This window comes from Vibrio sp. 10N.247.310.17 (genome assembly GCF_041466605.1).
Classification (GTDB): Bacteria; Pseudomonadota; Gammaproteobacteria; order Enterobacterales; family Vibrionaceae; genus Vibrio; species Vibrio tasmaniensis_A.
This window is the reverse complement of the sequence record NZ_JBFSTC010000096.1, coordinates 1-23175: the sequence shown is the minus strand read 5'-3', so window position 1 is coordinate 23175 and position 23175 is coordinate 1. Positions and strand designations below refer to the sequence as shown.

Genomic DNA, 23175 nt, shown 5'->3' with positions numbered 1-23175 from the left:
AAGCATGTCGAGAAAAGGTAACTGCTTGGATAATGCGGTTGCTGAAAACTTTTTTGCTTTACTCAAAACCGAGATGTATCACAACCAAAGCTTTGAAGATGCAGATGCTCTGATAGAGCAAATTAAAGAATACATCGAGTACTACAATAACAAACGTATAAAAGTGAAACTAAAAGGCCTGACTCCGATAGAATATCGAACTCAGGCCTTGAAAGCCGCTTAACAGAAATGTCCAACTTTACGGGGTCACTTCAGGACGTATTGGGCTTTAACCATTGGTGCTATTGGAAAGGTTTAGTGAGAACGGCGAGGACCGTTGCGCACAAGGTCTTTACCATTTTCAAAGATTTCTTTAGTGATCCAGCGAGCGAGTAAAACCTTGTGACTGCTGTTGAATACTGCAACGAAATGACGACCATCAGAATTATTGGTAGCCATACCTACGCCTTCAACGTCTTCAAGACCTAAGCCCCCTGCTTCTACTGAAATTAGGAATTGCTCTAGCTCTTCTAGAGACTCAATAACATCAAGTTCGTTGTTCATTTTTATGCTCTTTTGCTGTGAGCCAACATAGGATTTAAGGCGATTTAGTACATGCACCTAAATGATGATATTGGCTGTTGTTCTTTGTTGGTTGCGTACTCTACAGGTCATAAGAGGGGATTGGAACTCTCAAATATTAGATACAGGCTGATAATTTGCAAAGTTTTAACACAACATACGTTTAAATGCTTGTTATCCATCTTCTTTTTACTACTATTTATAGGGTCAATTTAGACAATAATAGGAATTAGTATGATGAAGGTTTGGCGTTGTCTATTGTTAATGTTGGCGTTTGTCGCATTTGGAAGTTTTGCGCAAAGCGTCGATAAAATAGCAGAAGTACAAGACCAGCTAATGCTGGACCTCGCTACATTAGAAACAGCGCACGATGCTGAAAAGCCGTTTCTAGAAGACATATTGCGAAGAAAGAACCAAGCACTACGCAAAGAGATATCCTCCCAATTATCATCTGATAAGAAGCAAGGCTTAGACGCTGTTCTTGCCCAGCAAGTAGAGCTTTTACAGCATTTACTGTCATTGAACGAAGTTAAAATTGTCTCTATGAGCAAAGACAACCGTTCGGCTGAAGGGGATGCAAAAAAGCGTCTTGAATTGTTGATTCAAAAACGTATCGGAATGATGGATGACTACTATCAGCAACTTTCTAAGACCTTAAGTTGGTCAAAAGATCGAGGCGTTGATGTATCGGCTGCGGAAAGTCAGTTAAAAACCGCACTAGTTTCTCGTTCGCAATATCTGACAAATGCGATTCTCTACACAGACACGCAGCGTCAAGATTTAGAGCGCCGTTTGTCTTTTGTGAGTGAAGAAGAAAAGGCGACGATAAAAACTGAATTAATACGTTTCAGAGAACGAACCAGCGTTATGGTTGCCAGCTTAGAGAAAAGTATCTCCATGATGGTGCCATTTGGTGTGGATGTCACCTCGTACAAGCGTATTCTATTAGCGACCACCGGCGACATTAACGCTGATGTATTGGATGTTGATGTTGCACTGGAGTTGTTGGATGGTTGGCTTCGTTCATTCAGTTCATGGGCTTTTGAAAATACCCCTTCATTTATCGTTAAACTCGCGCTTTTCCTCGGTATTTTGTATGTAACTCGCCTTATTGCTAATGTGGCTCGTAAAACCGTTCGTAAGAGTGTTTCGCACTCTAAAATGGACTTCAGTGTATTGATGCAGGACTTCTTTGTATCAATTGCATCTAAAGCGGTCGTGTTTGTTGGTTTGCTGATCGCCCTGTCTCAAATAGGGATTGAGCTAGCACCACTATTAACGGGTTTCGGTGTTGCGGGTGTCATCATTGGTTTTGCATTGCAAGATACGCTGTCTAACTTTGCATCGGGCTTGATGATCTTGATCTACCGTCCGTACGATGTTGGCGACATGGTCAAAGTCGCTGGTGTTCAAGGCACTGTAAAAGACATGAGCTTAGTATCGACAACCGTTCAAACCATCGATAACCAACGCTTGGTGATCCCAAACAACAAGATCTGGGGTGACGTGATCAACAACATCACAGCAGAGCGTGTGAGACGTGTTGATATGGTTTTTGGTATCGGTTACTCAGATGATATCGATAAAGCAAAATCGGTATTGAACGACATCATTCTTGCTCACCCTCTAGTGTTGAAAAAACCAGAGCATATGATCAAGCTTCACACCTTGAATACGTCTTCAGTTGATTTTGTTGTAAGACCTTGGGTTAAGACAGATGACTACTGGGAAGTGTATTGGGATGTGACGGAAACCGTGAAGAAACGCTTCGATGAAGAGGGCATCACGATTCCATTCCCTCAACGTGATGTACATGTTTACAATCACGAAGAGAGCTAATCCAAAAAAACTAAGTACGGCTTAAGGTCGATTTCTACTTAATGTGATATCAAATGGACGCTGAATAAGCGTCCATTTTTATTGGCTGTCAGTTTATATTGAGCTTCACTCTTTTAGGTAACTCAACCACCTTAGAATTACGTTATGATGGGGTAGGCTTAGTTTGGACAGTTGAAATCGAATGGATGATTCACAGCAAAAAACGAATGGTAGAAATACAACGGTAAGAAAAGCGACGCGAATCGAAAGCGTCATGAACTCTGCGATGTGGCATTTAACTCAGAGAGATATGACAGAAAGTGAGTTGGTAGCGAAGCTCAAAGTGAAAACCGACAATCAAGAATGGATTGATGAAACTTTGGGTACCCTGAAAGGCTTTGGGTATCTCAAGTCTGACCAAGTGTTTGCTGAACAATTTGTGGAACAAGCATTCTCGGGTGAATTTGGTTCTCGATATATTGTCGAAAAGCTGAAAAAGAAGGGCCTGACGGACTCAGTGATTTCTGATGCTATCCATAAGGTGTCTTTCGAAAAGTCTATTGATGAACAAACTATCTTGATAGACCGAATCAACCATTACTACACAAGCTTTACCATGAGTCGTGAAAAGCTGGTTGCGACGCTGCAAAAGCGTGGTTTTAGCTATCAACAAGTTAAGGTAGCGATTGACCAGCACCCACAAGCGCATGAACTGAAGAGTAATATTCAAATTAAGGCAGAGAAAGCCGATTTGGAAAAAGAAGTGCTTAAGTATGCTCGTAAAGGCAAAGGCTTGACTGCTATTCAGCAAGAGCTTAGACAGCGACAAATAGACACGAGCGAATTGCCACAATTGGTCGATCGGTTAATTAACGAAGAGCAACTGGATTTTTACTCTTCGTGTTTAGAACAGTTGCAGAAGAAGTCTTATGACCTAAACGATCATAAAGAACGCTCTAAGGCTTACGCGATGCTAAGTCGAAAAGGCTTTTCGTCGGATGAAATTAAATTTGCTCTGAGTGAAGGTAACGAGTAGCCAGTGTCCTTAAACTCAAGAAATATAGAACTTTCAGAAATACAGAACCTTCAGATATAAAGAGCTGAAGGTCACCGAACACAGAATGATTTACAGGGTCAATAGATTGCTTTAACGCGTTGTGTGCAGGTTTTCTGTAATACCTAACCCATTACGCAACGCGAACTGAAGGAGGTCATTGTGGTTGTTCAAATCGAGCAACCCAAGCATTCTGTACTTATGCGATTCTATAGTTCGAGAGCTTAGATGGAGCTGTTCCGCACACTCTTTTGCACTTAGGCCTTGAGCAATAAGGGCCAACACTTTGGTCTGCTTCTTGGTGAGTAAGAGTAATTTGTCACTGTCATCTTCTAGCCTATTCTCATTTTGCTTTAATGTTCTGGCTAGCGTTGAGTGCTGCCAATAACAGAGCCAAAGCTCACAGACTAATTTTAAGCGCTGGATGTCTTCGAGAGCGAAAGTGGTATCGTTGTCGTGAAAGTTAGTAAAAGACAGTGCTCCCCAGCGTTGGTTAAAGAGTTGCAAAGGAATGATGCAGTGCCATCGGCCCCCTTCTTTGTATAACTGCTTTAATACGTAATTCTGAGTGTTCTCAAGGTCGTCTTTCGAAAACGCGAGATAAGTTTTTTTGGTCTTTAGCAGCTTTAGATAATCAAGATAGTTGCCACCAATGAGACTCTGTTTATTAACCGGAGGTATGTTCGCTTTCGATACTGAACAAGTCTTTCCGTCTTCCAGTAAGACCATTGAGTTAGGGTAGAGTGTTAAACGATCCATCCCAAACCAATCGAGTACGTCAAAGCTCGCTTCTGACCAAGTAGCTTGAAAACACTTAGGATCGCTATTGATGAGAGTCGTTGATTGCTTCATCAACAATTGTTCAAAATTTAGGTTAGTAGCCGACATACCTTTCCTCTATCAATATATTCATCAGGTTAATATCCCGAAGACTATGCGTTCGTAAAGCACAGTGCAAGATAAGATGTTTACATTTTCGAGAGGTTCTAATTTTCGTTTTTTTATAACTCTTTAATCTAAATGTTAGGATGATAAGCGGTAGATCTACTGCATTAATTGAACGGTGTTTTTTAATAAAATCGGGCATTTATACAACCGAGTAAACACTGTGATAAGTTTAAGGGCGTTACTGAGTATTTCAGTCTCGATACTGACTTTTTTTCATCCTACTGCAAGCGCGAACGCATCCCCAATGTTTGTCTATGCGCAGTCACCTATTCATTCAAATGTGCTTTCAACACAACTTCGTTCTGCTCAGCCCAAAAGGGTGGGGACTATTGAGTTCAAGTCCTCTTATACCCAAGCCAGTATATGGGCACACACGAGTGCGTATTCGCTCGACTATTATCAAAACCAGTCAAATATTGCGATTGAGTGGCAAGCATCTCCAATTTGGAAAACCGAGCTGGATTATCGAGTTGTGACTGCAAAAGATAATGGTTTAGACAGTTTTGTGATGGGTTTTCACGATCTGTTTGGTATTGGACAAAATGGCCGTGATGAAGTGGCTGAAGATCAGTTCACCATGGATTTTAATCATGCAGGGGTTCATGTGTCTGATTTTGAGGGGGATGATTTAACCAATGCGCTGACTTTTTACAATGAGCTTCTGTTGCATTCTAGAGGGCCGATGTCGCTCTCTGCTGGTGGCTCTTTATTTTACAACAACGTAAAAAGTGGCCGGTTTGCCAGAACTAGCTTCGAACAAGGCGTCCAACTTAACTACAGCTTTATCACCTTAAGGCATAACTTTTTTTCAACGGTAGGTTTGGTTCACCGTAACGGTGATGACTACTTAGTTAGTTTAGAGGGGTTCAGCGCAAGTTGGGCATTAGGGTATGAGTATATGTTTAATGCTCGGCACAGTTTGTTAGTTGAGTCTTTAAATTATCAAGGGTGGGCAACGGATGAACCAGATTTTTCAGAGCCGTCTAATGAAGTGGTGCTAGGTTATAGGTACCGATTCAATAGGTTTAGTTTAGAAGCCTTGATGACAGAGAATATTCGCAATATGGATAACAGCACTGATATTGGGTTTACGATTGGGTTGCGCTTCTCAATATAAAAGTAATATCAATATATCATTATGTAATTAAATTCATCGCAACGATAAAATTCCAGTAGTTTTACGGTATATCCACAACACAAATTTTTGAACAATAGCGCTACTCCAAAAGGCCGGACTAACAAGGCCGAATCAATATATAGGTAGTGGTTATTATGAAAAAGACATTAGTAGCACTTGCGATTGCAAGCATTTCAAGTTCAGCTTTCGCGGTAAATACAAGCAGCCAAAACAGCCAAAATGAAGACATGTTCGCATTTGATTCAATGCATAAAGATCAATTCTCAGTATCTGGTGCTATGGGTGTTGGCGGTTACTACGACACTGGTTCTAAAGCATTCTACGATGACTGGGCTACAGGCCTAACACTTGCAGTAAACTACCGTAACAACCGTATTGTTGGTTACTTCGAAACAGACTTGATGGTGAACTACACAACAGACAATAACGTTTCAGCGAATGATTCAGTTAACTACAAGTGGACAAATGGCATCGATACTGGCCCTGCTGCTGATGTAGACAAAGCTTGGCTTGGTTTTGACACTGGTTTCGGTATCGCTTCATTCGGTTGGGAAAATGATACAGCACTAGATAAAGTTGACGGTGCTGGTGATAACACTTACGAGTTTGGCGCTTCTGCTGGTGATGCTTCTGACGGCTTCAATGTTGTTAAGTTCCAGGGTGCAACAAGCGGTATCGCTTACGGTATCTCTTACTTCGAAACGAAAGATTCTCGTAACAATGATAAGTTCGACAAAGGTGTGAACGGCTACATCGGTCTAGAGCAAGAGGTATTCAACCTATACGCAGGTTACGAAAACCGTGATTACGAAGCTAATTACGAAGTTTACACGGTAACTGGTAACGTAAAAATTGGTGACCTAACACTAGGTATGAACTCTTGGATTGATGACGCAGATTCTGAGAAAGACACGGGTTACTACGTTTCAGGTGGTTACGCGGTTTCTGAAGACCTAACAATTGCAGCTGGTTACGCCTCTAACAGCAATGAACTTGATGGCCAAGCGGACGTAGATGCTTCTTACATCAACATCGCGGCAATGTACCGTATTGCAGACAACGCTGACATGGGTATTGATATCAAACAAGATATTGATGGTGCACGCATGGGTTCAACTAGCGCACAGTACGACGAAGAAACACACGTATTCGCAGCAGCTTACTACTACTTCTAAGCTCTTAATAGCTTAATAGCTTTGAGAGCTTAAGAACTTTAAATCTGATTGCTATGGTGTGTCGCATGCCCGGTCGTTACACCATGTTCTCTTCGTTTTGCCGTTTAAGTATCCAACCGATATGTGGTTTGGTACTCAGTGTTATGAGTGGAATGATAATCTGGAGAATGTAATGGTTAAGAGCATTACTGCCAAGGGTGTTATTTACGGAAATGACACTCTGTTTACATGTAAACCGAATCGAAATGGATTATTTGAATTGGCGCGTAAACATGGAAGAGTTGCAGGTACTCGCCCGCAAGATCTCAAGAACAAGGTTTATGCTGAATCTCTTGATGAAGCTTGGAATTTACTCAAAACAGAAAAGTTTTATATTGTTTTGACAGGGCAGATATGTGGTATTCATAGGAAATCACTAAGAAGCCTTGATTCTGTCGACATTATTTTTGATGTTCAATCTCGTTTAAATTGTGTCACTGTGTAGGGTCGATGCTGTAAATAAAAAGGACGATTAAATATCGTCCTTTTTTTCGTTTGAGTTTTTTGGTTCAACCTTGGTTACAGATGCTCAGCACCCGCTATCGGCCGTATTGCCCAACGATAAAGTGTTCAAACTCATCACACATCTGATGGTTTGACTTATCATTATTCGCCAACTCGGTTGTCCCATCAACGATTGATATCTTCGCATTCAAATCAGCGACGGGTGCTCGTTCTCTTGTCGACAGCTGTTTGATTTTTTGATCTTCAATAGCCCAAGCTTCTTCTGGCGATAAGTTGCACTCGTCAGCGAGGTACTTGGCATTAAAACCTTCCCCAGTCAGGCTTTCGATTGTCCCATTATGATTCACGCTATTTCCTTGGTGCCAATAGTGCTTAGCTAACAAAGGGCCGATCTCCGGGTTATCCGTTAAGTAACCAAACTTATCGGTGAAATATGCACGAGTTTGATACACGGCCATATGAGCTAATAAGTAACCCTGATATGCGCAAGAGGCTTCATCCGACAATAGATGAGGGATCGCCATTAATGGGCGAGGGCTACAAGCCAATCCAAGAATCGTGTTCTCACTGCTACGAGCAAGAGCAGTGATCTTTTCAGGTGTCAGATCTTCATCCGCCAATTCGTAAAGTGCTCGTTCGAAATAGGGAACAACAAGAATGCTTCGTTCTTGGTAGGCTCTGAACGGTTGTTTGTTATCTATGATGGCTTTGATTAGCTCATCAGGTACTGCTTGGCCTTCTGAATCCAGGGCATATTGTTTTAGCCAATCGGCGTCATTCAATAAGCTGTCACAGAACATGGATTGAGTTTCGGCATAAGCCATCGATGTTGGTGCAAATTCTTGAGAGAAACAAGGCGCATTCATTTTAACATTAGCGAAATGTGCAGCGTGGCCGCCCTCGTGAAACAGCGTATTGATACCATCATAACCGCTGCCGATTTGGTCGGGCTTGGCGTTGCTCGTGAAGTTGACCTGTGCAGCTACCCAAGTATCTTGATCGTAGAAAGAAGGAACTGGCCCATGACAGAAACCGTTTGGATACTTTCCTTTACGATCAAGCAAATCTAATTTCAATGTTGCTTGTGAGTATTCGATATTAAGACGACCAAAAGACTCAACCCAACGCCTTAGTGACTTTGAAAATGGAACATAAGGGTCTAAGTCATTCATGACGTCACCTGCAAAAGAGTAGGTGAAATTATGGGCTTCTAGAGCGCTCTGACCTTTTTTCTGAGTTAAGCTCTCTAGGCTTTGTTGATGGTTATCTCGCGTGCGAACTTCAAAGTCATCCAGAATTGTAAACAGTTGCTCAGTTGTCATCTGCTCGGTTTTAACGACGGAATAGTCAAAAAAGGTTTTGAAACCCAGCGATTGAGCAAACTGGTTGCGTTTTTTGATGAGTTCAATGAAGCCGTTAGCCAGCAGCCACTGCTCTAAACCTAGTAGTGTTTGGTGAGCTGAAAGCCTAACTTTTTCATTACTATTGGTTCTTATTGTTGAACCTAGAACCGGTAACGACCCTTCAGTGTCGTCGCCCGCTTCATTCACGTAAGTCATTACATGATTCTGTTTTTTCTCAAACAGTTCAGCCTCAAACTTTATGAGTTCGGCTTTAAGCTTCTGTGACTGCTCAGACTCAATAGCGTGAGATCTAAAGGTCGCTAACCAACCATTCAAGCCTGTTAGCGTGCTCTCTTTTTCTTGAGGGTCTTGAATTTCTTCGATAGTAGCTAGCTGCGTTTCGATAGCAGCAATTTGCTCGGCAGAGCTAAGAAATTCAGTCCATTGGGTCTGCGCGAGTGTCGAGCCATCATGGTCATCACTGATCCCCATATAAGTATCCCAAAAGAAGTCTTCTTTCGCTTTATGAGTCGCAAGATACTTTTGGTTCAATTGGTTGAGATAGTTCGTTGCAGTCATGGACGTTCCTTGTAAATTATTCATTAATTTCAACATTATGACACATTCATGGGGTGTATTGTGTGACGACAGATATAACAGAGTGCAACTCTTCTTAGTATCAAGTTTGTTAATCTTATCGTTGAGCAATATTTTTAGTTTTATAGATGTAAATCGAGCAGTTGTTTGTTGATTGGTCACGTATAATGCACGCTCCATACCGCGTGAAATAAGCACAAATAATGAGAACTCTTCCTAGCTTAATCCTGCCTTTGTTATTGACTCTGAATACCCTTTCATTTTCTGCGCAGGCGAGTGAAAGCTGGTGGTTACGGACGGTATTCAATAGCAACCCAACTCAACCGAGTTCTCAAAACTATATTAACGATATCGATCTTATGGATTGTGGCGAAGTTGAAGGCACTCTGTTGTGCAGTGACTTAACCCAATATTACGATTTGGATGTTTATGTTGAACTGGAGTTGGGTGACTCAAGCGTCGAAGTGGTTCGCCTTAATCTGCCATATTCGAACCTAAGTTACACAAAGCTTCAGGCATATCTTCGTCAAGATGGCTTTGCTCTCAGTTCAATTCGCATTGGAGAGGATGATTTTGATGTCGTCGCTCAACTCGAACAAGCGAAACGTGAGGGAGTTGGTTACGACAAGGTAGATAAACAACTCGTAGAATTCATCAACTCACCACATCATTCCTCTGAGCAAATGAGTGTATGGAATGTGCCTAGCTCTTCCTCATCTTCTTCTAGTTCTTCAGCCCCTTGGATTCAGTTACATAGTGATGGTGACAACTTAACGGTTGAACTAAATCGCTTTTAATTGCTCAAATTTATAGATGGTTTCGTCACTCATCAGAGTAAACAAGCCTTTCAGGAGAACGGCTCACGGGCAGACAGCAAGTTATAATTCATTTAAGTGTTCGTTTTTCTGTGGCTCTCACATTTTTAGTAAGCGTTTACCTTTGCCATTTGTTATACGTTGAGCCTTCGGTAAAACGAGCTTAGGATACGTTCAGTATTGATAAAGGAGACAACCCATGGTTGCAAAAGTAACGGTAGCGCCACAAGGCCCAGAACTTTCTGAGCTGGTGCAAGGATACTGGCGTACAGCTGAGTGGGGTATGACCCCGCAACAACGTCTGACTTTCCTAAAGCAGCACATTGATCTTGGCATCACAACGGTTGATCACGCGGACATTTACGGTAACTACCAATGTGAAAAGTTGTTTGGTGAAGCATTAGCGCTTGAGCCGAGCCTTCGAGATGATATTCAAATCGTCACCAAGTGCGACATCAACTTGTGTGGTGACCACACTCCAGATCGCAAGATCAATCACTATGACACCAGCGCGCACCATATTTACCAATCAGTAAATAACTCTCTAGAGCGTTTGGGTGTAACCGAACTTGATGTATTACTGATTCATCGCCCTGACGTATTGATGGACGCGGATGAAGTGGCAGAAGCGTTCGCTGAACTACATAAGGTAGGTAAAGTTAAGCACTTCGGTGTCTCTAACTTTTCACCGCGTCAGTTCGACTTACTGCAATCACGGCTAGGTAAGCCACTGGTGACGAACCAAGTTGAAATCAACCCATTGAACTTCGAAGTGGCTCATGATGGCACGCTAGATCAACTGCAGATGAACCGTATTCGTCCAATGGCGTGGTCTTGTCTCGGTGGTGGTAGCATCTTTAGTGGCGCTTCAGCACAAGCGATTCGTGTTCGTGATGAACTAGAAGCCATTCGCCAAGAAGTGGGTGCAGATAGTATTGACCAAGTAATTTACGCTTGGGTTCGTCGATTACCCTCTAATCCGATTACTATTATTGGTTCCGGTAAGATTGAGCGTGTGAAAACGGCCGTTGATGCACTGAAAATCGAACTGACGCGCGAGCAATGGTATCGCGTTTGGGTTGCCTCAAAAGGTCACGGTGTGCCATAAGAAGTAATTCGAAAATGACGATAAGCCAGCCAACAAAGCTGGCTTTTTTGTGTTCGCCTAACCTATTTCTTCAAAACTGTGATTAAGGTGGAATAATTTTCAAAAACACTCATAATGCACTCTGTTTTTCACCAGTTGGATATTTCCATTGAGCACTTCAAAATTCTCTTCAATCGCCCTTAAGCCAGAGCTTCTAAATACGTTAGATTCTCTTGGTTATACTGAAATGACGCCTATTCAAGCGTTAAGTCTTCCTACTATTCTGGATGGCAAGGATGTTATCGGTCAGGGTAAAACGGGTTCAGGTAAAACAGCTGCTTTTGGTTTAGGCGTGCTGCAAAACCTACGCGTTAAGCGTTTCCGTGTTCAGTCTTTAGTGTTATGTCCGACTCGTGAGCTAGCAGACCAAGTAGCAAAAGAGATCCGTACTCTTGCTCGTGGTATTCACAATATTAAAGTGCTGACACTATGTGGCGGTATGCCAATGGGCCCACAAATTGGTTCATTAGAGCATGGCGCACACATTCTTGTGGGCACTCCTGGTCGTATCCTCGACCACCTAGAGAGAGACCGCATTGACCTGTCTGAGTTGAACACACTTGTGTTAGATGAAGCCGACCGCATGCTGGAAATGGGTTTCCAAGATGCACTAGATGCTGTTATTGAAGCAGCACCAAAAGATCGTCAAACGTTATTGTTCAGTGCAACTTTCCCTAAACAGATTAAATCTGTTGCAGACCGCATCATGAATAACCCTGAAATGGTGAAGGTTGAATCAACACACGATCACTCAAGCATCCAGCAACACTTTTATAAGGTTGAAGGTACTGAAGCTCGTGATGACGCACTAGAGCTAATGCTTCTTCATCATCAACCAGAGTCAGCGGTTGTGTTCTGTAATACTAAGAAAGAAGTACAGAACGTAAACGACGAGCTAAGCCACCGTGGCTTCAGTGTTATTGAGCTTCATGGCGACATGGAACAGCGTGAACGTGACCAAGCTTTGGTTCAGTTCTCAAATAAAACCATCTCTATCTTGGTTGCAACAGATGTTGCTGCTCGTGGTCTTGATGTTGATAACCTAGATGCTGTGTTCAACTTTGAGTTGTCTCGCGATCCTGAAGTTCACGTACACCGCATCGGTCGTACTGGACGAGCAGGAAGTAAAGGCGTCGCTATCAGCTTCTTTAGCGAAAAAGAGATGCACCGTGTTGCTCAAATTGATGAGTACATGGATATGCCAATCGAACCGTCTCAGTTACCAGCTAAACCAATTGCTAAGCCGTACTACTCAAACATGGTAACGATCCAGATTGATGGTGGTAAGAAAGCGAAACTTCGCGCAGGTGATATCCTTGGTGCGTTGACAGGCCAAGGCGGTATTGATGGTAAATCAGTAGGTAAGATCAACTTGTTCGCGATGCGTGCTTACGTTGCTGTAGAAAGATCAATGGCTAAGAAAGCATTAGGTAAAATCGAATCAGGTAAAATGAAGGGTCGTCAATTCCGCGCCCGAATTCTGAAATAATTCGAGACTGAATCCCTTTGCTGCGATATGTCTAATTAACGAGATTGTTACTTAATGACATTGCAGTAAAGGGTGTTCCACAAAATGCCACTCAAGTTTACTCTCTTAGGTTTATCGACCTAGTTCTCTATACCAAAGCATTATTCATCGGGTCTTATCGAATAAAGATCGTTGATATGTTTTCCCTCGCTAAGATACCAAGTCATCGCTTCCTTTCGATTGTGAACCAATATCGTGATTGTGGTTATTGAACCATCGTCAAAATAACAAAGCTCATATTCTAAATCGCTTGGATGATCAGGAATAGCGGCCATAGCTCCCCTCCCAAATATCAATCATTTGAAATACGCCAACCCAACTCATTTATAGGGTTCGTATTGCGTCAAATGAGCAATAAAAATCAAGTTACATCACTGCCATTAATTATTTTTAGTTTAATCATTTGCCGAAATAGTTAGATTAGCAAGTCTGAGTCTCAATTTATCCGAAAGTTTTTACGAGAACCCGATTTTGTAGCTAATGTTATAAGATCGTCTTGAGGTTCGTTGTTGAGTAAAATGTTGTGAGAGGGTGTAATGAGAAAGTGTCGTTGGTTAGTCTTATTAAGCTGTTTTCTATTCTCTGGCTGCGGGACTAAATTTGCCTATAACAATATAAGCTGGTTTGTCGTTAGCTATATTGAAGACTTTGTTTCTCTATCGAATAGTCAAGAATCCGAGCTCGAAGAGCGCCTCGATTTATTACAGCAATGGCATAAAGAAACTCAACTGCCGCTGTATATATCGCAATTAGAAGTGATCTTAAACACAGATCGTTCTGATATGAGTTCTGCTTTTATCACTGAACAAAGTGACCAAATTAAAGAACATATTCGCTCAATCGTTAGTAAGTTCTCTCCCGATATTTACGCGTTAAGCATGCAGTTTAACCTTAAACAAGATAAGGAATTCTTAAAGAACTTTAGGGAAAAGCAGCAAGAATATTACGAAGAAAGATTATCATTGAATGATGAAGATTCGAGAGAACGTTATCGAAGTCGAATTGAAGATCGGTTAGAGCGATGGCTAGGGACGGTATCGAAAGAGCAAAAGCAGATTATTTCAACTTGGTCTCAAGAATGGGTAAATACCAACGATAACTGGCGCCAATATCAAAATAATACCTACCAAGATTTATCGACACTGATAGAAAAGAAAAGCGACTTAGATATAGCTCAGCCGATTATTATGAACCTGCTTCTGAACAATGAAGCTTATTACCCTGAAGGACTTGAGCCTGAGCTTAACAAGAACATGCAGACATCAGCCAATTTTTTAGTCGATATCGTAGAAAGCAGCACTAATAAGCAGTGGGCTTATTTCATGGGTGAATTAGCAAGCCTTAAAGGAACATTTGAATCACTGCAGGAGTAGAGTCTTCTTTCGTTCTAAAGGCTAGTAGTTATCCACGTGACTAGCCTGTCAATCAAACTTGAAGGGGAGAGAGTTTAGATATTTAATTTCTGTTGCTCATCAGCAGCTTTGGAATAGAGCCTTTAGCGGTCTTAGATATTTTCTGCATCAGTTGAAAACTCGGCTGTTGAATGCCGTGGTCACTTTGAAGCTCATCAATCATCAATAACCACAACCGTGCTGTCATTTCTGAATCGGCTAACGCTCTGTGGAAAGTACCGTCGTTGTCGATATTCTTAAAGCGCACAAGGTCGCCTAGCTTATGAGTCGGCGCATCTTGGATTAGGCGGCGAGCAATCAACATTGAGCAAGCGAACTTGCCTGTGTAGTCTCGGCCAATAAAGTCTAATTCCGCATCGAGAAAGCGCTTATCAAACGATGCATTGTGAGCAACAAGTTGGCTGCCTTGGATAAAGTCTGCAAACTCATCCATCACTTCACTGCAACTGGCCGCTGTGCTTAACATACGGTTACTGATTCCGGTATAGCTTTCAATGAATCCACTAACACGAAACCCTGGGTTCATGAGTTGCTGAAAGGTGTCGACGACTTCGCCGTTAACTAATTTAACCGCACCGATTTCAATCGCTCGGTCACCCATGTTTGGTGATAAGCCTGTGGTTTCGAAATCGAGAACGATAACGGAGTCTGCGGAGTTTGGAGCCATCGTGTTTCCTAATTACTATTGGGTGGTATCGCTTTATATGAGGCGTTTGGTGCTGCTATCAGTGAAGCTATTATGTGTTACTGCTGATAGTGAGCTCAGTGTAACCCGTCGTATCATCATGCTCTCTGTTGAAGGTCAAAGTATCGTAACGGTGCACAATTAATTCAGCGGTGGTGGCGATAATCGTTCCCTCAAGCAGATGCCCACCAATCACATTGCCATTTTCATCAGCAACGGATAGGTGAACATGCTGGTGGTTCGGGGTTAGCGTCGCCATAAGTGACACAATTTCGAACGGATCTATAATTAGCTTGGTGTTGTTTGCATTAGCCAGACGAATATTGAGTTGAGAAACACACCCGACACAAGACGCGACAGAGCCCGCTGAGATATTGTGCGCTGTCGCAAGCTTTTGGAGTTCAAGTTTTAGATCTTGGCCTCTAGTTAATCTCGTTACGATAGGGGTGATCATTTTATTGCCTCAACTTTATTTGTATTTCAAAGAACAAAACGAAGCCACATTGGGCTTCGTCTTATTTTTGTTTTGGCTAACGCGATTTTCGCATTTTCTAAACCTGAAATTACTCAGGTTGCTGCAGGTCTCTTTTCTTTTTAGGAACGAAGTTCAATACTGAAATTGGCACTTCTTTGCGTGGTTCGAAACCTTCAACAACGCGACGCTCAATCAAGTGACCAAGACGTTTTTCGATAATGCACAGGTTCTTGAAGTTGTCTTTCGATAGGAAAGAGATCGCTTCACCAGACGCATCAGCACGGCCTGTACGACCAATACGGTGAACATAGTCGTCCGCTGGGAATGGGATGTCGTAGTTGACTACGCGGCTTAGGTTATCGATATCGATACCACGAGCAGCAACACCCGTTGCAACTAGATATTTTAGACGACCTTTCTTAAAGTCAGCCAGAATCTTTTCACGAATCGCTTGGCTACGTCCACTGTGGAAAGCTTCAGCTTGGATGCCACGTTTTTCAAGTTGGGCAACTAGCTTAGCCGCGCCGTGTTTGGTCTCGATAAAGATAAGCGCTTGGTCCCATTCACCGTCAGTGATCATGTGGCTTAATAGCGCAGATTTGCGGTCTTTATCGACGGTTACCAACCATTGCTCAATGTTCGCTTTAGAAGCGTCAGTTTTGGCAATTGAAATCTCTTCCGCTTCACTGATTGCGCTTTTCGCTAGCGCACGAACTGGCGTTGATAGCGTTGCTGAGAACAACAGGTTTTGAATGTTTTGTGGCAAACGCGCGATGATCTTGTTGATGTCTTCGATGAAACCCATGTCTAGCATGCGGTCGGCCTCATCAAGAACCAGAACTTCAACTTCATCAAAGTGAACGGCACGTTGTCCGTACATATCGATCAAACGACCTGGTGTTGCCACAAGAATGTCGACGCCTTCGATCAAGCGGTCTTTCTGGTGCTGGTAAGACACGCCACCGTACATCGCTAATGATGTCAGGTTTAGGAACTTCGCGTACTTAGTAATGTTCTGTTCAACCTGAATTGCAAGTTCGCGAGTTGGTGTCAGAATAACAGCACGAATACGTTTTTTACGTTGTGTTTCACCTTTACTTAGCATTTCTAAGATAGGGAGAACAAAGCTCGCAGTTTTACCTGTACCTGTTTGTGCAGCAGCAATAAGGTTCTTACCAGAAAGTACAATCGGAATTGCTTTTTCTTGAATAGAGGTTGGCTTTTCATAGCCTTGTTTTGCAACGGCTTTAACAATAGGTGAGCTTAATCCAAGCTTGGAAAATGGCATAAGTTTCTCGGTATGATTTGGCTAAATAGCGATGGAAAGGTTCAACAATCTTATACAAGGATAAGATTAATGGCGGCATTCTACCATGTTGCTTGTGTACTACTAGGGCATGTTGATCTTTCGAGCTAATTTTTGCAGCGAGTTGCTGGGTATTTATACAAGGCAGAGGCTTTGATGTGTAGCTAGCCTACATGAAAAGCTGATAACGTAGTAGAAATGACCAGCAAACGCTGCCCGAAGGGTTCGGCTAAAAGCGTCTTACTCTTTGTTGAGGGAGATTTGCTTAGAATGACTAGGCTACTTCTCCCTCGCCGCGATTAAAACGCTTTTATCTCGAACAAAATTTAACCACGAAAGGTCAGCACGCCCTAGCAACATAGACACTTTAGTTGGATAATACTGACTCAATAAGACGACGATAAGACAGGGATGTATGGAAATTACGCCGAATGAACGCGATGCAGTATATAAAACGATTTTTTCTCGCCGAGATGTTCGTGGTCAGTTTCTTCCTGATGAGATCCCAGAAGACGTTTTGATGCGTGTACTAACCGCAGCGCACCATGCTCCCAGTGTCGGTTTTATGCAACCTTGGGATTTTGTCGTTGTCCGTGATATCGAAACCAAGCAACAAATCAAAACCGGTTTTAATCAGGCTCATGCCGAATCCGCGGAAATGTTCACCGATGAAAAACAGGCGATGTATAAGCGTCTAAAGCTTGAAGGCATCGTCGAATCACCTATCGGAATCTGCGTGACTTGCGACCGTAATCGAACCGGAAAGGTCGTGTTAGGCAGAACCATCAAGCAAGAGATGGATCTGTACAGCACCGTGTGTGCGGTTCAAAACCTATGGCTCGCAGCAAGAGCCGAAAACCTAGGGTTAGGTTGGGTGAGTATCCTGCATGACTCAACATTGCGAGACGCATTAGATATCCCAGAAAACATCGATATCGTGGCGTACCTGTGTATTGGTTACGTTGATCACTTCAAAGATAAACCAGAACTCGAAACCATGGGTTGGTTACCAAGAAGGGACGTCAAATCAGCGATTCATGAAGGGAAGTGGAATGCAGAGCAGTTAGTGGCTGATGGAAAGTAATTGGCTTCATCAAATTTTCTGATATCTGTATTTGAAATGCAACTGAATGATTAAGCGATCATCGACCTAGATTCAAGCGATTTCCATTATGTCGGTAGCGGATTCTCGCAGCGTATTGACTGGACTCAATAAACTCCCTTCGCTTACTTCTGTCAAACCTTACCCGTTACCTTCTCACGCTTTAAGAAATACGAATCTACTTTAGGTAAGTTGATAAGCGCTTTGGTGGATAAGCGCAGTGCAGCGGCTTTGACGTTGCTGGGTAGGTATAAACAAGAAGAAAGTGTTGCGAATGTATTGGAAGCTTCGGCATAGCTGGTAAGGTTGTTTTTGAAAGGTAGTTAGAGTAGAGGGAATATGGTGTGATGTCGGTTTTCTCGTCCAGATACGTTAAGATAAGTTGAAGCTCTGAACTTTTAGGCAGAGATTCGTGTAAAAGTTGCCTGGCCGAAGCTCAATAGAGTATATCTCTTCTAAGTTCGGTTGAAACAGGTGGAGTTTTGAAGCTGTTGCGGTAAGATGGTAGAGATAATTTATTTACTATTTATACGTGTGTGTTTAAGTAGTACTTGTAAAAGAAGTATGGATTGGAACTTAATAATACTTCCTATTATTAAGTGTTTAGGTTCATATCATTCTTGTGTGAGGAATAAAAGTTTAATGATTGAAGCTCTTAGAATAAAAAACTATAAATCTATCGTTAATATGAAACTCAAGTTAGGTAGAGTAAATCTCATTATTGGTGAAAATGGTTGTGGGAAAAGTAACATACTTGAAGCCATTGCATTATCTAGTGCAACAGAAGACAGCTCATTAAAGAAATCAGAGCTAGTATCCCGTGGCGTAAGAATTATAGATGATAGTGATCTGATGGTATCAAACTTTATTGAGCTTGAAGATGATCAAAAATCTCAGTCTATTGAAGTTGAAATGTTCTTTTCTGGCGATAATCAAAAAAATTGTAAAGTGTCAGAACTCCCAAGTAGTAGATATACAATCACTCCTCATATGGAAGATTCTTCATATATCCGATTCAAAAGTGACTCAGTAAGCTCCTATCAGAGAGATGGCAAGCGAAAGAAGATATTAAACGAGGAGATCACAGATTCTGTAATATCTTTGTCAGATGTAATGGCACAATTCTTTGACCTTGTTAAAAGCAACGAAATAAAAATAGATTTGGAAGATGTAAAGAAATCAGCAAACGAATATGAAGACAACGCTCTACTAAAAGAGCTCAGTAAGAGCGTTTCTACTGAAGAGTTTGTAACAAAAGCTCAAAATCTTGCTCCAAGTGATGAGACTGTAATTGAGGCTAAGAATCAGAAAGCGGTAAGACAACTGTTAGAGCATGAAAAAGAAAAAATTAAAGATTTTTTAATTTATTCACCGGAAAACACAGCTCTAAGAAACTTCTACAAAGAAAAACAGGTAGAGCCACTTGGGACATGTGGTGAGGGTTTACTCAAGCTTCTAAAGTCCTTGAGTAAAGATAAATCAGCCATGGAGACGATCAATAAAGTTCTAGGGTTGTTTGGTTGGTATGACTCAGTAACAATCCCTGAACGACTTTCGAGTTCTGAAGATAAAGTTTACATAAAAGATAAATATGTAAAAGATTTGTTTGATCAGCGCAGTGCAAATGAAGGATTTCTATTTATACTATTTTATGTCTCTTTACTTGTTTCTGATGAAACTCCAAAGGTATTTGCAATAGATAACATTGATGCATCATTAAACCCTAGGTTATGTATAAAGCTTATGGAGATCATCACCAAGCTTGCTGAAGCTAATGATAAACAAGTCTTTTTAACAACCCATAACCCAGCTATTTTAGATGGGTTTGATATAAAGAAGAGTAGCAATAAATTAATAGTTGTCTCTAGAGATACTGAAACGGGTCATACTGTACAGAAAACGATTTCGTCTAAGAAGAATTTATCCAGAGCTGATGGGAAACCATTGAAACTCTCCGAAGCATTCTTGCGTGGCTATTTTGGTGGTCTTCCTAAGGAGTTTTAGAGTTGGATATTGCTATCGCAGCTGAAGGTGTCACTGATCAGCAAACGCTTCAGAATATGTTGTTGGGTTTTTTTAAAAGTCAGAAAATCGAGTTAGCAGAAAGGGACATAAGGTTTGTACAGCCACATCAAGATGCAAGTGATGAGGGAGGCCGTGGATACTGGGGAAGTTGGACCAATTTAATATCGTATCTAAAAAATGATGATTTTGTAGAGGATTTAAATGCACATGATCAACTAATAGTTCAGATTGATACTGATATATGTCACCCAGAAAAATTTGATGTGGATTTGCAAGGAGAAAAGGGGGCACAGGTTGGATGTCAGGAGATTGTTGAGATAGTTACTGAAGCGTTAAGCCGGGTAATTGACGAAAATGCGAATACTTCTTTTTCTAATGTCTCTGATAAAATCATATTTGCGATAAGTGTACATTCTATCGAATGTTGGATTTTTAAATATTATACAAAAAAACGGAATGTCAGAGAACGAAGCTTGGATTGCTGGACTAAGTTAGATAATTGCTTGAAAACTGAACACCCAAAAAGTAAGCTCACGTGCGATAAAAGCGGGAAAAATTACGCAACATTGACAAAGGCTTTTAGAAAGCCAAAAGAGTTTAGAAAACTAGAGAATATAGACCCTAGTTTAGATATTTTTATTGGGTCACTTTTGGCTGCAGACTGGAATGTTGATGAGGATGATGATTGGTAACCATTGACTTCTCGATCTTAATGAGGCCGTATAAAACAATAGAAAACCTCGCTCACTCGGCGGTTTTTTTTCGTTTCTACCGTTTATAACTGATAAAGCACCCCTTTCCATTGTGAAAGTCGGGTGCTTTTTTGTGGGAGTAATATGCAAGATAAACTCAGTTCATCCTCTTCATATCTCACTAGTGGCTTACTGGCTCTTACTGGGGCATTCAGCATCCAAGAATGGGCGGCGGTGATTGGTGTGGTGATGGTGTTTGTTACTTACTTCACCAACCGCAGCATTATACTCAGACGATAACGTCTAAATATTCCCAAGGGAACTGGACTAGAGGTTATTACTACCAGAATGGGACAAGTCTGTTTGAGTGTTCAAATGATGGTGTGAACTGGTCAAAAAACACTTGTAAGTAAAGCCCGTCGATACCGAGTAAATCTAGATAATCCGTATGCAATAAAAAATCCAGTGTCTACAAGGCACTGGATTTTTAGTTTTGGCTGACCGTTATTTAGCTTTGGTTTATCGAAAGAGTCTAAGCGATCTCAATCTTCTCAGCTTGGTTCTGTTCTACCATAGACAGTGCCAGCGCTTCCGCAGCCTTAATACCATCGATACCAGCAGATAGGATACCACCCGCGTAGCCTGCGCCTTCACCAGCAGGGAAGAAGCCCTTAAGGTTGATGCTTTGGTAGTCTTTGCCACGTTTGATGCAGACAGGAGAAGACGTACGAGTCTCAACACCTGTTAGTAGACCATCTGGCGTAGAGAAGCCTTTGATCTTCTTCTCGAACGCTGGGATTGCTTCACGAATTGCTTCGATAGCAAAATCAGGCAGCGCTTTTGAAATATCAGTTAGGTGGATACCCGGTGTGAATGATGGTTTTACTTCACCGATTTCACTTGGATCGCGACCTTTCAGGAAGTCACCGATTTTCTGTGCAGGGGCGTCGTAGTTCTCGCCACCTAGAACATAAGCGGCACTTTCTAATTCACGTTGTAAGCGGATACCTGCTAGTGCGTCACCTGGGTAATCACGCTCTGGGTCGATACCCACAACGATGGCACTGTTTGCGTTACGTTCTGCACGAGAGTATTGGCTCATGCCGTTGGTTACTACGCGGCCTTCTTCAGAAGTCGCTGCAACCACAGTACCACCCGGGCACATACAGAAGCTGTATACAGTGCGGCCATTTTTACAGTGGTGAACTAATTTGTAGTCCGCTGCACCTAAGATAGGATTACCTGCGTTTTTACCGAAGCGAGCTTCATCGATCATCGCTTGCTTATGTTCGATACGGAAACCAACAGAGAAAGGCTTAGCTTCCATGTAAACGCCACGTTCGTGCAGCATTTCAAACGTATCACGAGCACTGTGGCCAACAGCCAGTACTACGTGACGAGATTTGATCTCTTCACCGTTAGAAAGTGTTAGGCCAGTGATTTGACCATCTTCCATATGAACGTCGTCTACACGAGTGCTGAAACGGATTTCGCCACCTAGCTCAATGATAGAAGCACGCATCTTCTCGATCATGGTAACCAGTTTAAAGGTACCGATGTGTGGCTTACTTACGTATAGAATTTCTTCTGGTGCGCCAGCAGCTACGAATTCTTCGATTACCTTACGGCCGTAGTGCTTTGGATCTTTAACTTGGCTGTATAGCTTACCGTCAGAGAATGTACCTGCGCCACCTTCACCAAACTGTACGTTTGATTCAGTGTTCAGAGTACGCTTACGCCAGAAACCAAAGGTATCTTTCGTACGTTCACGAACTTCTTTGCCACGCTCAACGATGATTGGGTTGAAACCCATTTGAGCAAGCACTAGGCCAGCGAATAGACCACAAGGGCCAAAACCGATAACCACAGGGCGCTCAGTTTGGTTCTCAACCGCTTTAGCAACAAACTTGTACTCCATATCAGGAGTCACTTTTACGTGCGGGTCGCTAATGAATTGTTCTAACAACTCAGCTTCGTTTTCAACGAGAACATCAAGCGTGTAGATAAGTAAGATTTTTGATTTCTTACGAGCATCGTAGCCACGTTTAAAGATATTAAAAGAAAGTACCTGATCAGAATTAATGCCAAGCTTCGCTTCAATAGCGTCTTGAATGGCTGATTCTTCGTGGTCTAGAGGGAGTTTAATTTCGGTTAAACGTATCATTTCGATGTCTCGTCTTTATAGGTGTCTTAGCTAGACCGTTTATTGAACCTGTAAAGCTGAATGTAAAAGCCGAGGTTTCAAAGAAGCAGTAAGCTCACAATGGCGCGCATTTTACGAGAAATTGATTTATCTGTCATACTAATTTGGAAACATGGAGCAAATAGACACGATATTAGAGCCGTATGATGTTGAATTTTGCCTTGGGATGAGTATTATCCTCCATTCTTCAATTTTGACTAACTTATAGAGCAGAGCATCATGGCATTTGTCGTAGGCGATAACTGTATTCAATGTAAATACACAGACTGTGTGGCGGTATGCCCCGCAGATGCGTTCCATGAAGGCCCGAATTTCATGGTAATCAACCCAATCGAATGCATTGATTGTGGTTTGTGTGTACCTGAATGCGACGCTCAAGCGATCTTCCAAGAAGATGAACTGCCAGAAGATCAAAAGATCTTTATTGAAGTGAATGCCGAGCTTGCCGAAATCTGGCCTGTGCAAACGGAAGTCAAAGCACCAATGGATGAAGCTGAAAAGTGGAATGGTGTCGCTGATAAATTGGCAATGCTAGAAAAGTAATTGTTGAAAAGAACTTAAATAAAAAGGCGTACTGATTTAATCAATACGCCTTTTTTAAGGTTCATCGCGGCTTTCCGGGGAAAGCCGCTTTTATCTTCAAGAAG

23 protein-coding genes are annotated in these 23175 nt (G+C 42.0%); 15 read left to right on the top strand and 8 right to left on the bottom strand.

Annotation, left to right across the window (positions count from 1 at the left end):
- The coding region (locus AB6D80_RS20630; RefSeq protein WP_372189449.1) for a transposase at positions 1 to 223 on the top strand (223 nt) is incomplete at its 5' end.
- 71 nt (positions 224 to 294) lie between these two features.
- Here the strand turns inward: AB6D80_RS20630 and AB6D80_RS20625 are convergent.
- Entirely contained in the window at positions 295 to 543 is a 249-nt protein-coding gene (locus AB6D80_RS20625; protein ID WP_009844760.1) for a hypothetical protein, read from the bottom strand.
- 252 nt (positions 544 to 795) lie between these two features.
- Between AB6D80_RS20625 and AB6D80_RS20620 the strand changes: the two genes are divergently transcribed.
- Both AB6D80_RS20620 and AB6D80_RS20615 read left to right on the top strand, forming a co-directional pair.
- Complete coding sequence (locus AB6D80_RS20620) at positions 796 to 2400, top strand: mechanosensitive ion channel family protein (protein ID WP_017099775.1); 1605 nt, start codon at positions 796 to 798, stop codon at positions 2398 to 2400.
- 181 nt (positions 2401 to 2581) lie between these two features.
- Positions 2582 to 3415, top strand: a complete 834-nt coding sequence (locus tag AB6D80_RS20615; RefSeq protein ID WP_012601008.1) for a RecX family transcriptional regulator — start codon at positions 2582 to 2584, stop codon at positions 3413 to 3415.
- Between the two features lie 111 nt (positions 3416 to 3526).
- Here AB6D80_RS20615 and AB6D80_RS20610 read toward each other — a convergent pair whose 3' ends face one another.
- Positions 3527 to 4321, bottom strand: a complete 795-nt coding sequence (locus AB6D80_RS20610) for a response regulator transcription factor (protein WP_371703129.1) — start codon at positions 4319 to 4321, stop codon at positions 3527 to 3529.
- Positions 4322 to 4625: 304 nt separating this feature from the next.
- On the opposite strand from AB6D80_RS20610, the gene AB6D80_RS20605 reads away from it, so the two are divergent.
- From AB6D80_RS20605 to AB6D80_RS20595, 3 genes are all read left to right on the top strand, one after another.
- The gene (locus AB6D80_RS20605; RefSeq protein WP_371703128.1) at positions 4626 to 5498 is read left to right on the top strand and encodes a DUF3187 family protein; all 873 of its coding nucleotides are present in this window, start codon (positions 4626 to 4628) and stop codon (positions 5496 to 5498) included.
- A 155-nt stretch (positions 5499 to 5653) separates the two neighbouring features.
- Positions 5654 to 6694, top strand: a complete 1041-nt coding sequence (locus AB6D80_RS20600) for a hypothetical protein (RefSeq protein ID WP_009844765.1) — start codon at positions 5654 to 5656, stop codon at positions 6692 to 6694.
- 172 nt (positions 6695 to 6866) lie between these two features.
- Positions 6867 to 7178, top strand: a complete 312-nt coding sequence (locus AB6D80_RS20595; protein WP_029222827.1) for a hypothetical protein — start codon at positions 6867 to 6869, stop codon at positions 7176 to 7178.
- 94 nt (positions 7179 to 7272) lie between these two features.
- On the opposite strand, the gene AB6D80_RS20590 is transcribed toward AB6D80_RS20595, so the two are convergent.
- Positions 7273 to 9120: a M3 family metallopeptidase gene (locus AB6D80_RS20590; protein ID WP_371703126.1), complete on the bottom strand. Its 1848-nt coding sequence runs from the start codon at positions 9118 to 9120 to the stop codon at positions 7273 to 7275.
- Positions 9121 to 9341: 221 nt separating this feature from the next.
- Here AB6D80_RS20590 and AB6D80_RS20585 point away from each other — a divergent pair, with 221 nt between their 5' ends.
- From AB6D80_RS20585 to dbpA, 3 genes are all read left to right on the top strand, one after another.
- Positions 9342 to 9935 (top strand): hypothetical protein, encoded by a 594-nt coding sequence (locus tag AB6D80_RS20585; RefSeq protein WP_009844768.1) that lies wholly within the window; start codon positions 9342 to 9344, stop codon positions 9933 to 9935.
- Between the two features lie 217 nt (positions 9936 to 10152).
- Entirely contained in the window at positions 10153 to 11061 is a 909-nt protein-coding gene (locus AB6D80_RS20580; RefSeq protein ID WP_371703124.1) for an aldo/keto reductase family oxidoreductase, read from the top strand.
- A 148-nt stretch (positions 11062 to 11209) separates the two neighbouring features.
- Positions 11210 to 12589, top strand: a complete 1380-nt coding sequence (dbpA, locus tag AB6D80_RS20575; RefSeq protein ID WP_009844770.1) for an ATP-dependent RNA helicase DbpA — start codon at positions 11210 to 11212, stop codon at positions 12587 to 12589.
- 140 nt (positions 12590 to 12729) lie between these two features.
- Here the strand turns inward: dbpA and AB6D80_RS20570 are convergent, their stop codons facing one another.
- Positions 12730 to 12903, bottom strand: a complete 174-nt coding sequence (locus tag AB6D80_RS20570; RefSeq protein ID WP_009844771.1) for a hypothetical protein — start codon at positions 12901 to 12903, stop codon at positions 12730 to 12732.
- A gap of 261 nt (positions 12904 to 13164) precedes the next feature.
- Between AB6D80_RS20570 and AB6D80_RS20565 the strand changes: the two genes are divergently transcribed.
- Positions 13165 to 14001, top strand: a complete 837-nt coding sequence (locus tag AB6D80_RS20565) for a DUF6279 family lipoprotein (protein WP_371703122.1) — start codon at positions 13165 to 13167, stop codon at positions 13999 to 14001.
- An 82-nt stretch (positions 14002 to 14083) separates the two neighbouring features.
- Here AB6D80_RS20565 and AB6D80_RS20560 read toward each other — a convergent pair whose 3' ends face one another.
- From AB6D80_RS20560 to AB6D80_RS20550, 3 genes are all read right to left on the bottom strand, one after another.
- Complete coding sequence (locus AB6D80_RS20560; RefSeq protein WP_017098680.1) at positions 14084 to 14707, bottom strand: PolC-type DNA polymerase III; 624 nt, start codon at positions 14705 to 14707, stop codon at positions 14084 to 14086.
- A 70-nt stretch (positions 14708 to 14777) separates the two neighbouring features.
- The gene (locus AB6D80_RS20555; RefSeq protein ID WP_372189447.1) at positions 14778 to 15179 is read right to left on the bottom strand and encodes a PPC domain-containing DNA-binding protein; all 402 of its coding nucleotides are present in this window, start codon (positions 15177 to 15179) and stop codon (positions 14778 to 14780) included.
- 109 nt (positions 15180 to 15288) lie between these two features.
- Complete coding sequence (locus AB6D80_RS20550; protein ID WP_004731773.1) at positions 15289 to 16488, bottom strand: DEAD/DEAH box helicase; 1200 nt, start codon at positions 16486 to 16488, stop codon at positions 15289 to 15291.
- Between the two features lie 433 nt (positions 16489 to 16921).
- Between AB6D80_RS20550 and bluB the strand changes: the two genes are divergently transcribed.
- The 4 genes from bluB to AB6D80_RS20530 all read left to right on the top strand — a co-directional run bounded on the left by bluB (position 16922) and on the right by AB6D80_RS20530 (position 20625).
- On the top strand, positions 16922 to 17590 hold the full coding sequence (gene bluB, locus AB6D80_RS20545) for a 5,6-dimethylbenzimidazole synthase (RefSeq protein WP_371704096.1): 669 nt from the start codon (positions 16922 to 16924) through the stop codon (positions 17588 to 17590).
- Between the two features lie 660 nt (positions 17591 to 18250).
- Positions 18251 to 19612, top strand: a complete 1362-nt coding sequence (locus AB6D80_RS20540; protein ID WP_371704098.1) for an AAA family ATPase — start codon at positions 18251 to 18253, stop codon at positions 19610 to 19612.
- A gap of 2 nt (positions 19613 to 19614) precedes the next feature.
- On the top strand, positions 19615 to 20325 hold the full coding sequence (locus AB6D80_RS20535; RefSeq protein ID WP_371704100.1) for a hypothetical protein: 711 nt from the start codon (positions 19615 to 19617) through the stop codon (positions 20323 to 20325).
- Positions 20326 to 20469: 144 nt separating this feature from the next.
- Positions 20470 to 20625: an HP1 family phage holin gene (locus AB6D80_RS20530; protein WP_372189444.1), complete on the top strand. Its 156-nt coding sequence runs from the start codon at positions 20470 to 20472 to the stop codon at positions 20623 to 20625.
- Between the two features lie 232 nt (positions 20626 to 20857).
- On the opposite strand, the gene AB6D80_RS20525 is transcribed toward AB6D80_RS20530, so the two are convergent.
- The gene (locus AB6D80_RS20525) at positions 20858 to 22489 is read right to left on the bottom strand and encodes an NAD(P)/FAD-dependent oxidoreductase (protein ID WP_017098685.1); all 1632 of its coding nucleotides are present in this window, start codon (positions 22487 to 22489) and stop codon (positions 20858 to 20860) included.
- Positions 22490 to 22747: 258 nt separating this feature from the next.
- Here AB6D80_RS20525 and fdxA point away from each other — a divergent pair, with 258 nt between their 5' ends.
- Complete coding sequence (gene fdxA, locus AB6D80_RS20520; RefSeq protein ID WP_050650887.1) at positions 22748 to 23071, top strand: ferredoxin FdxA; 324 nt, start codon at positions 22748 to 22750, stop codon at positions 23069 to 23071.
- The last annotated feature ends 104 nt before the right edge of the window (positions 23072 to 23175 follow it).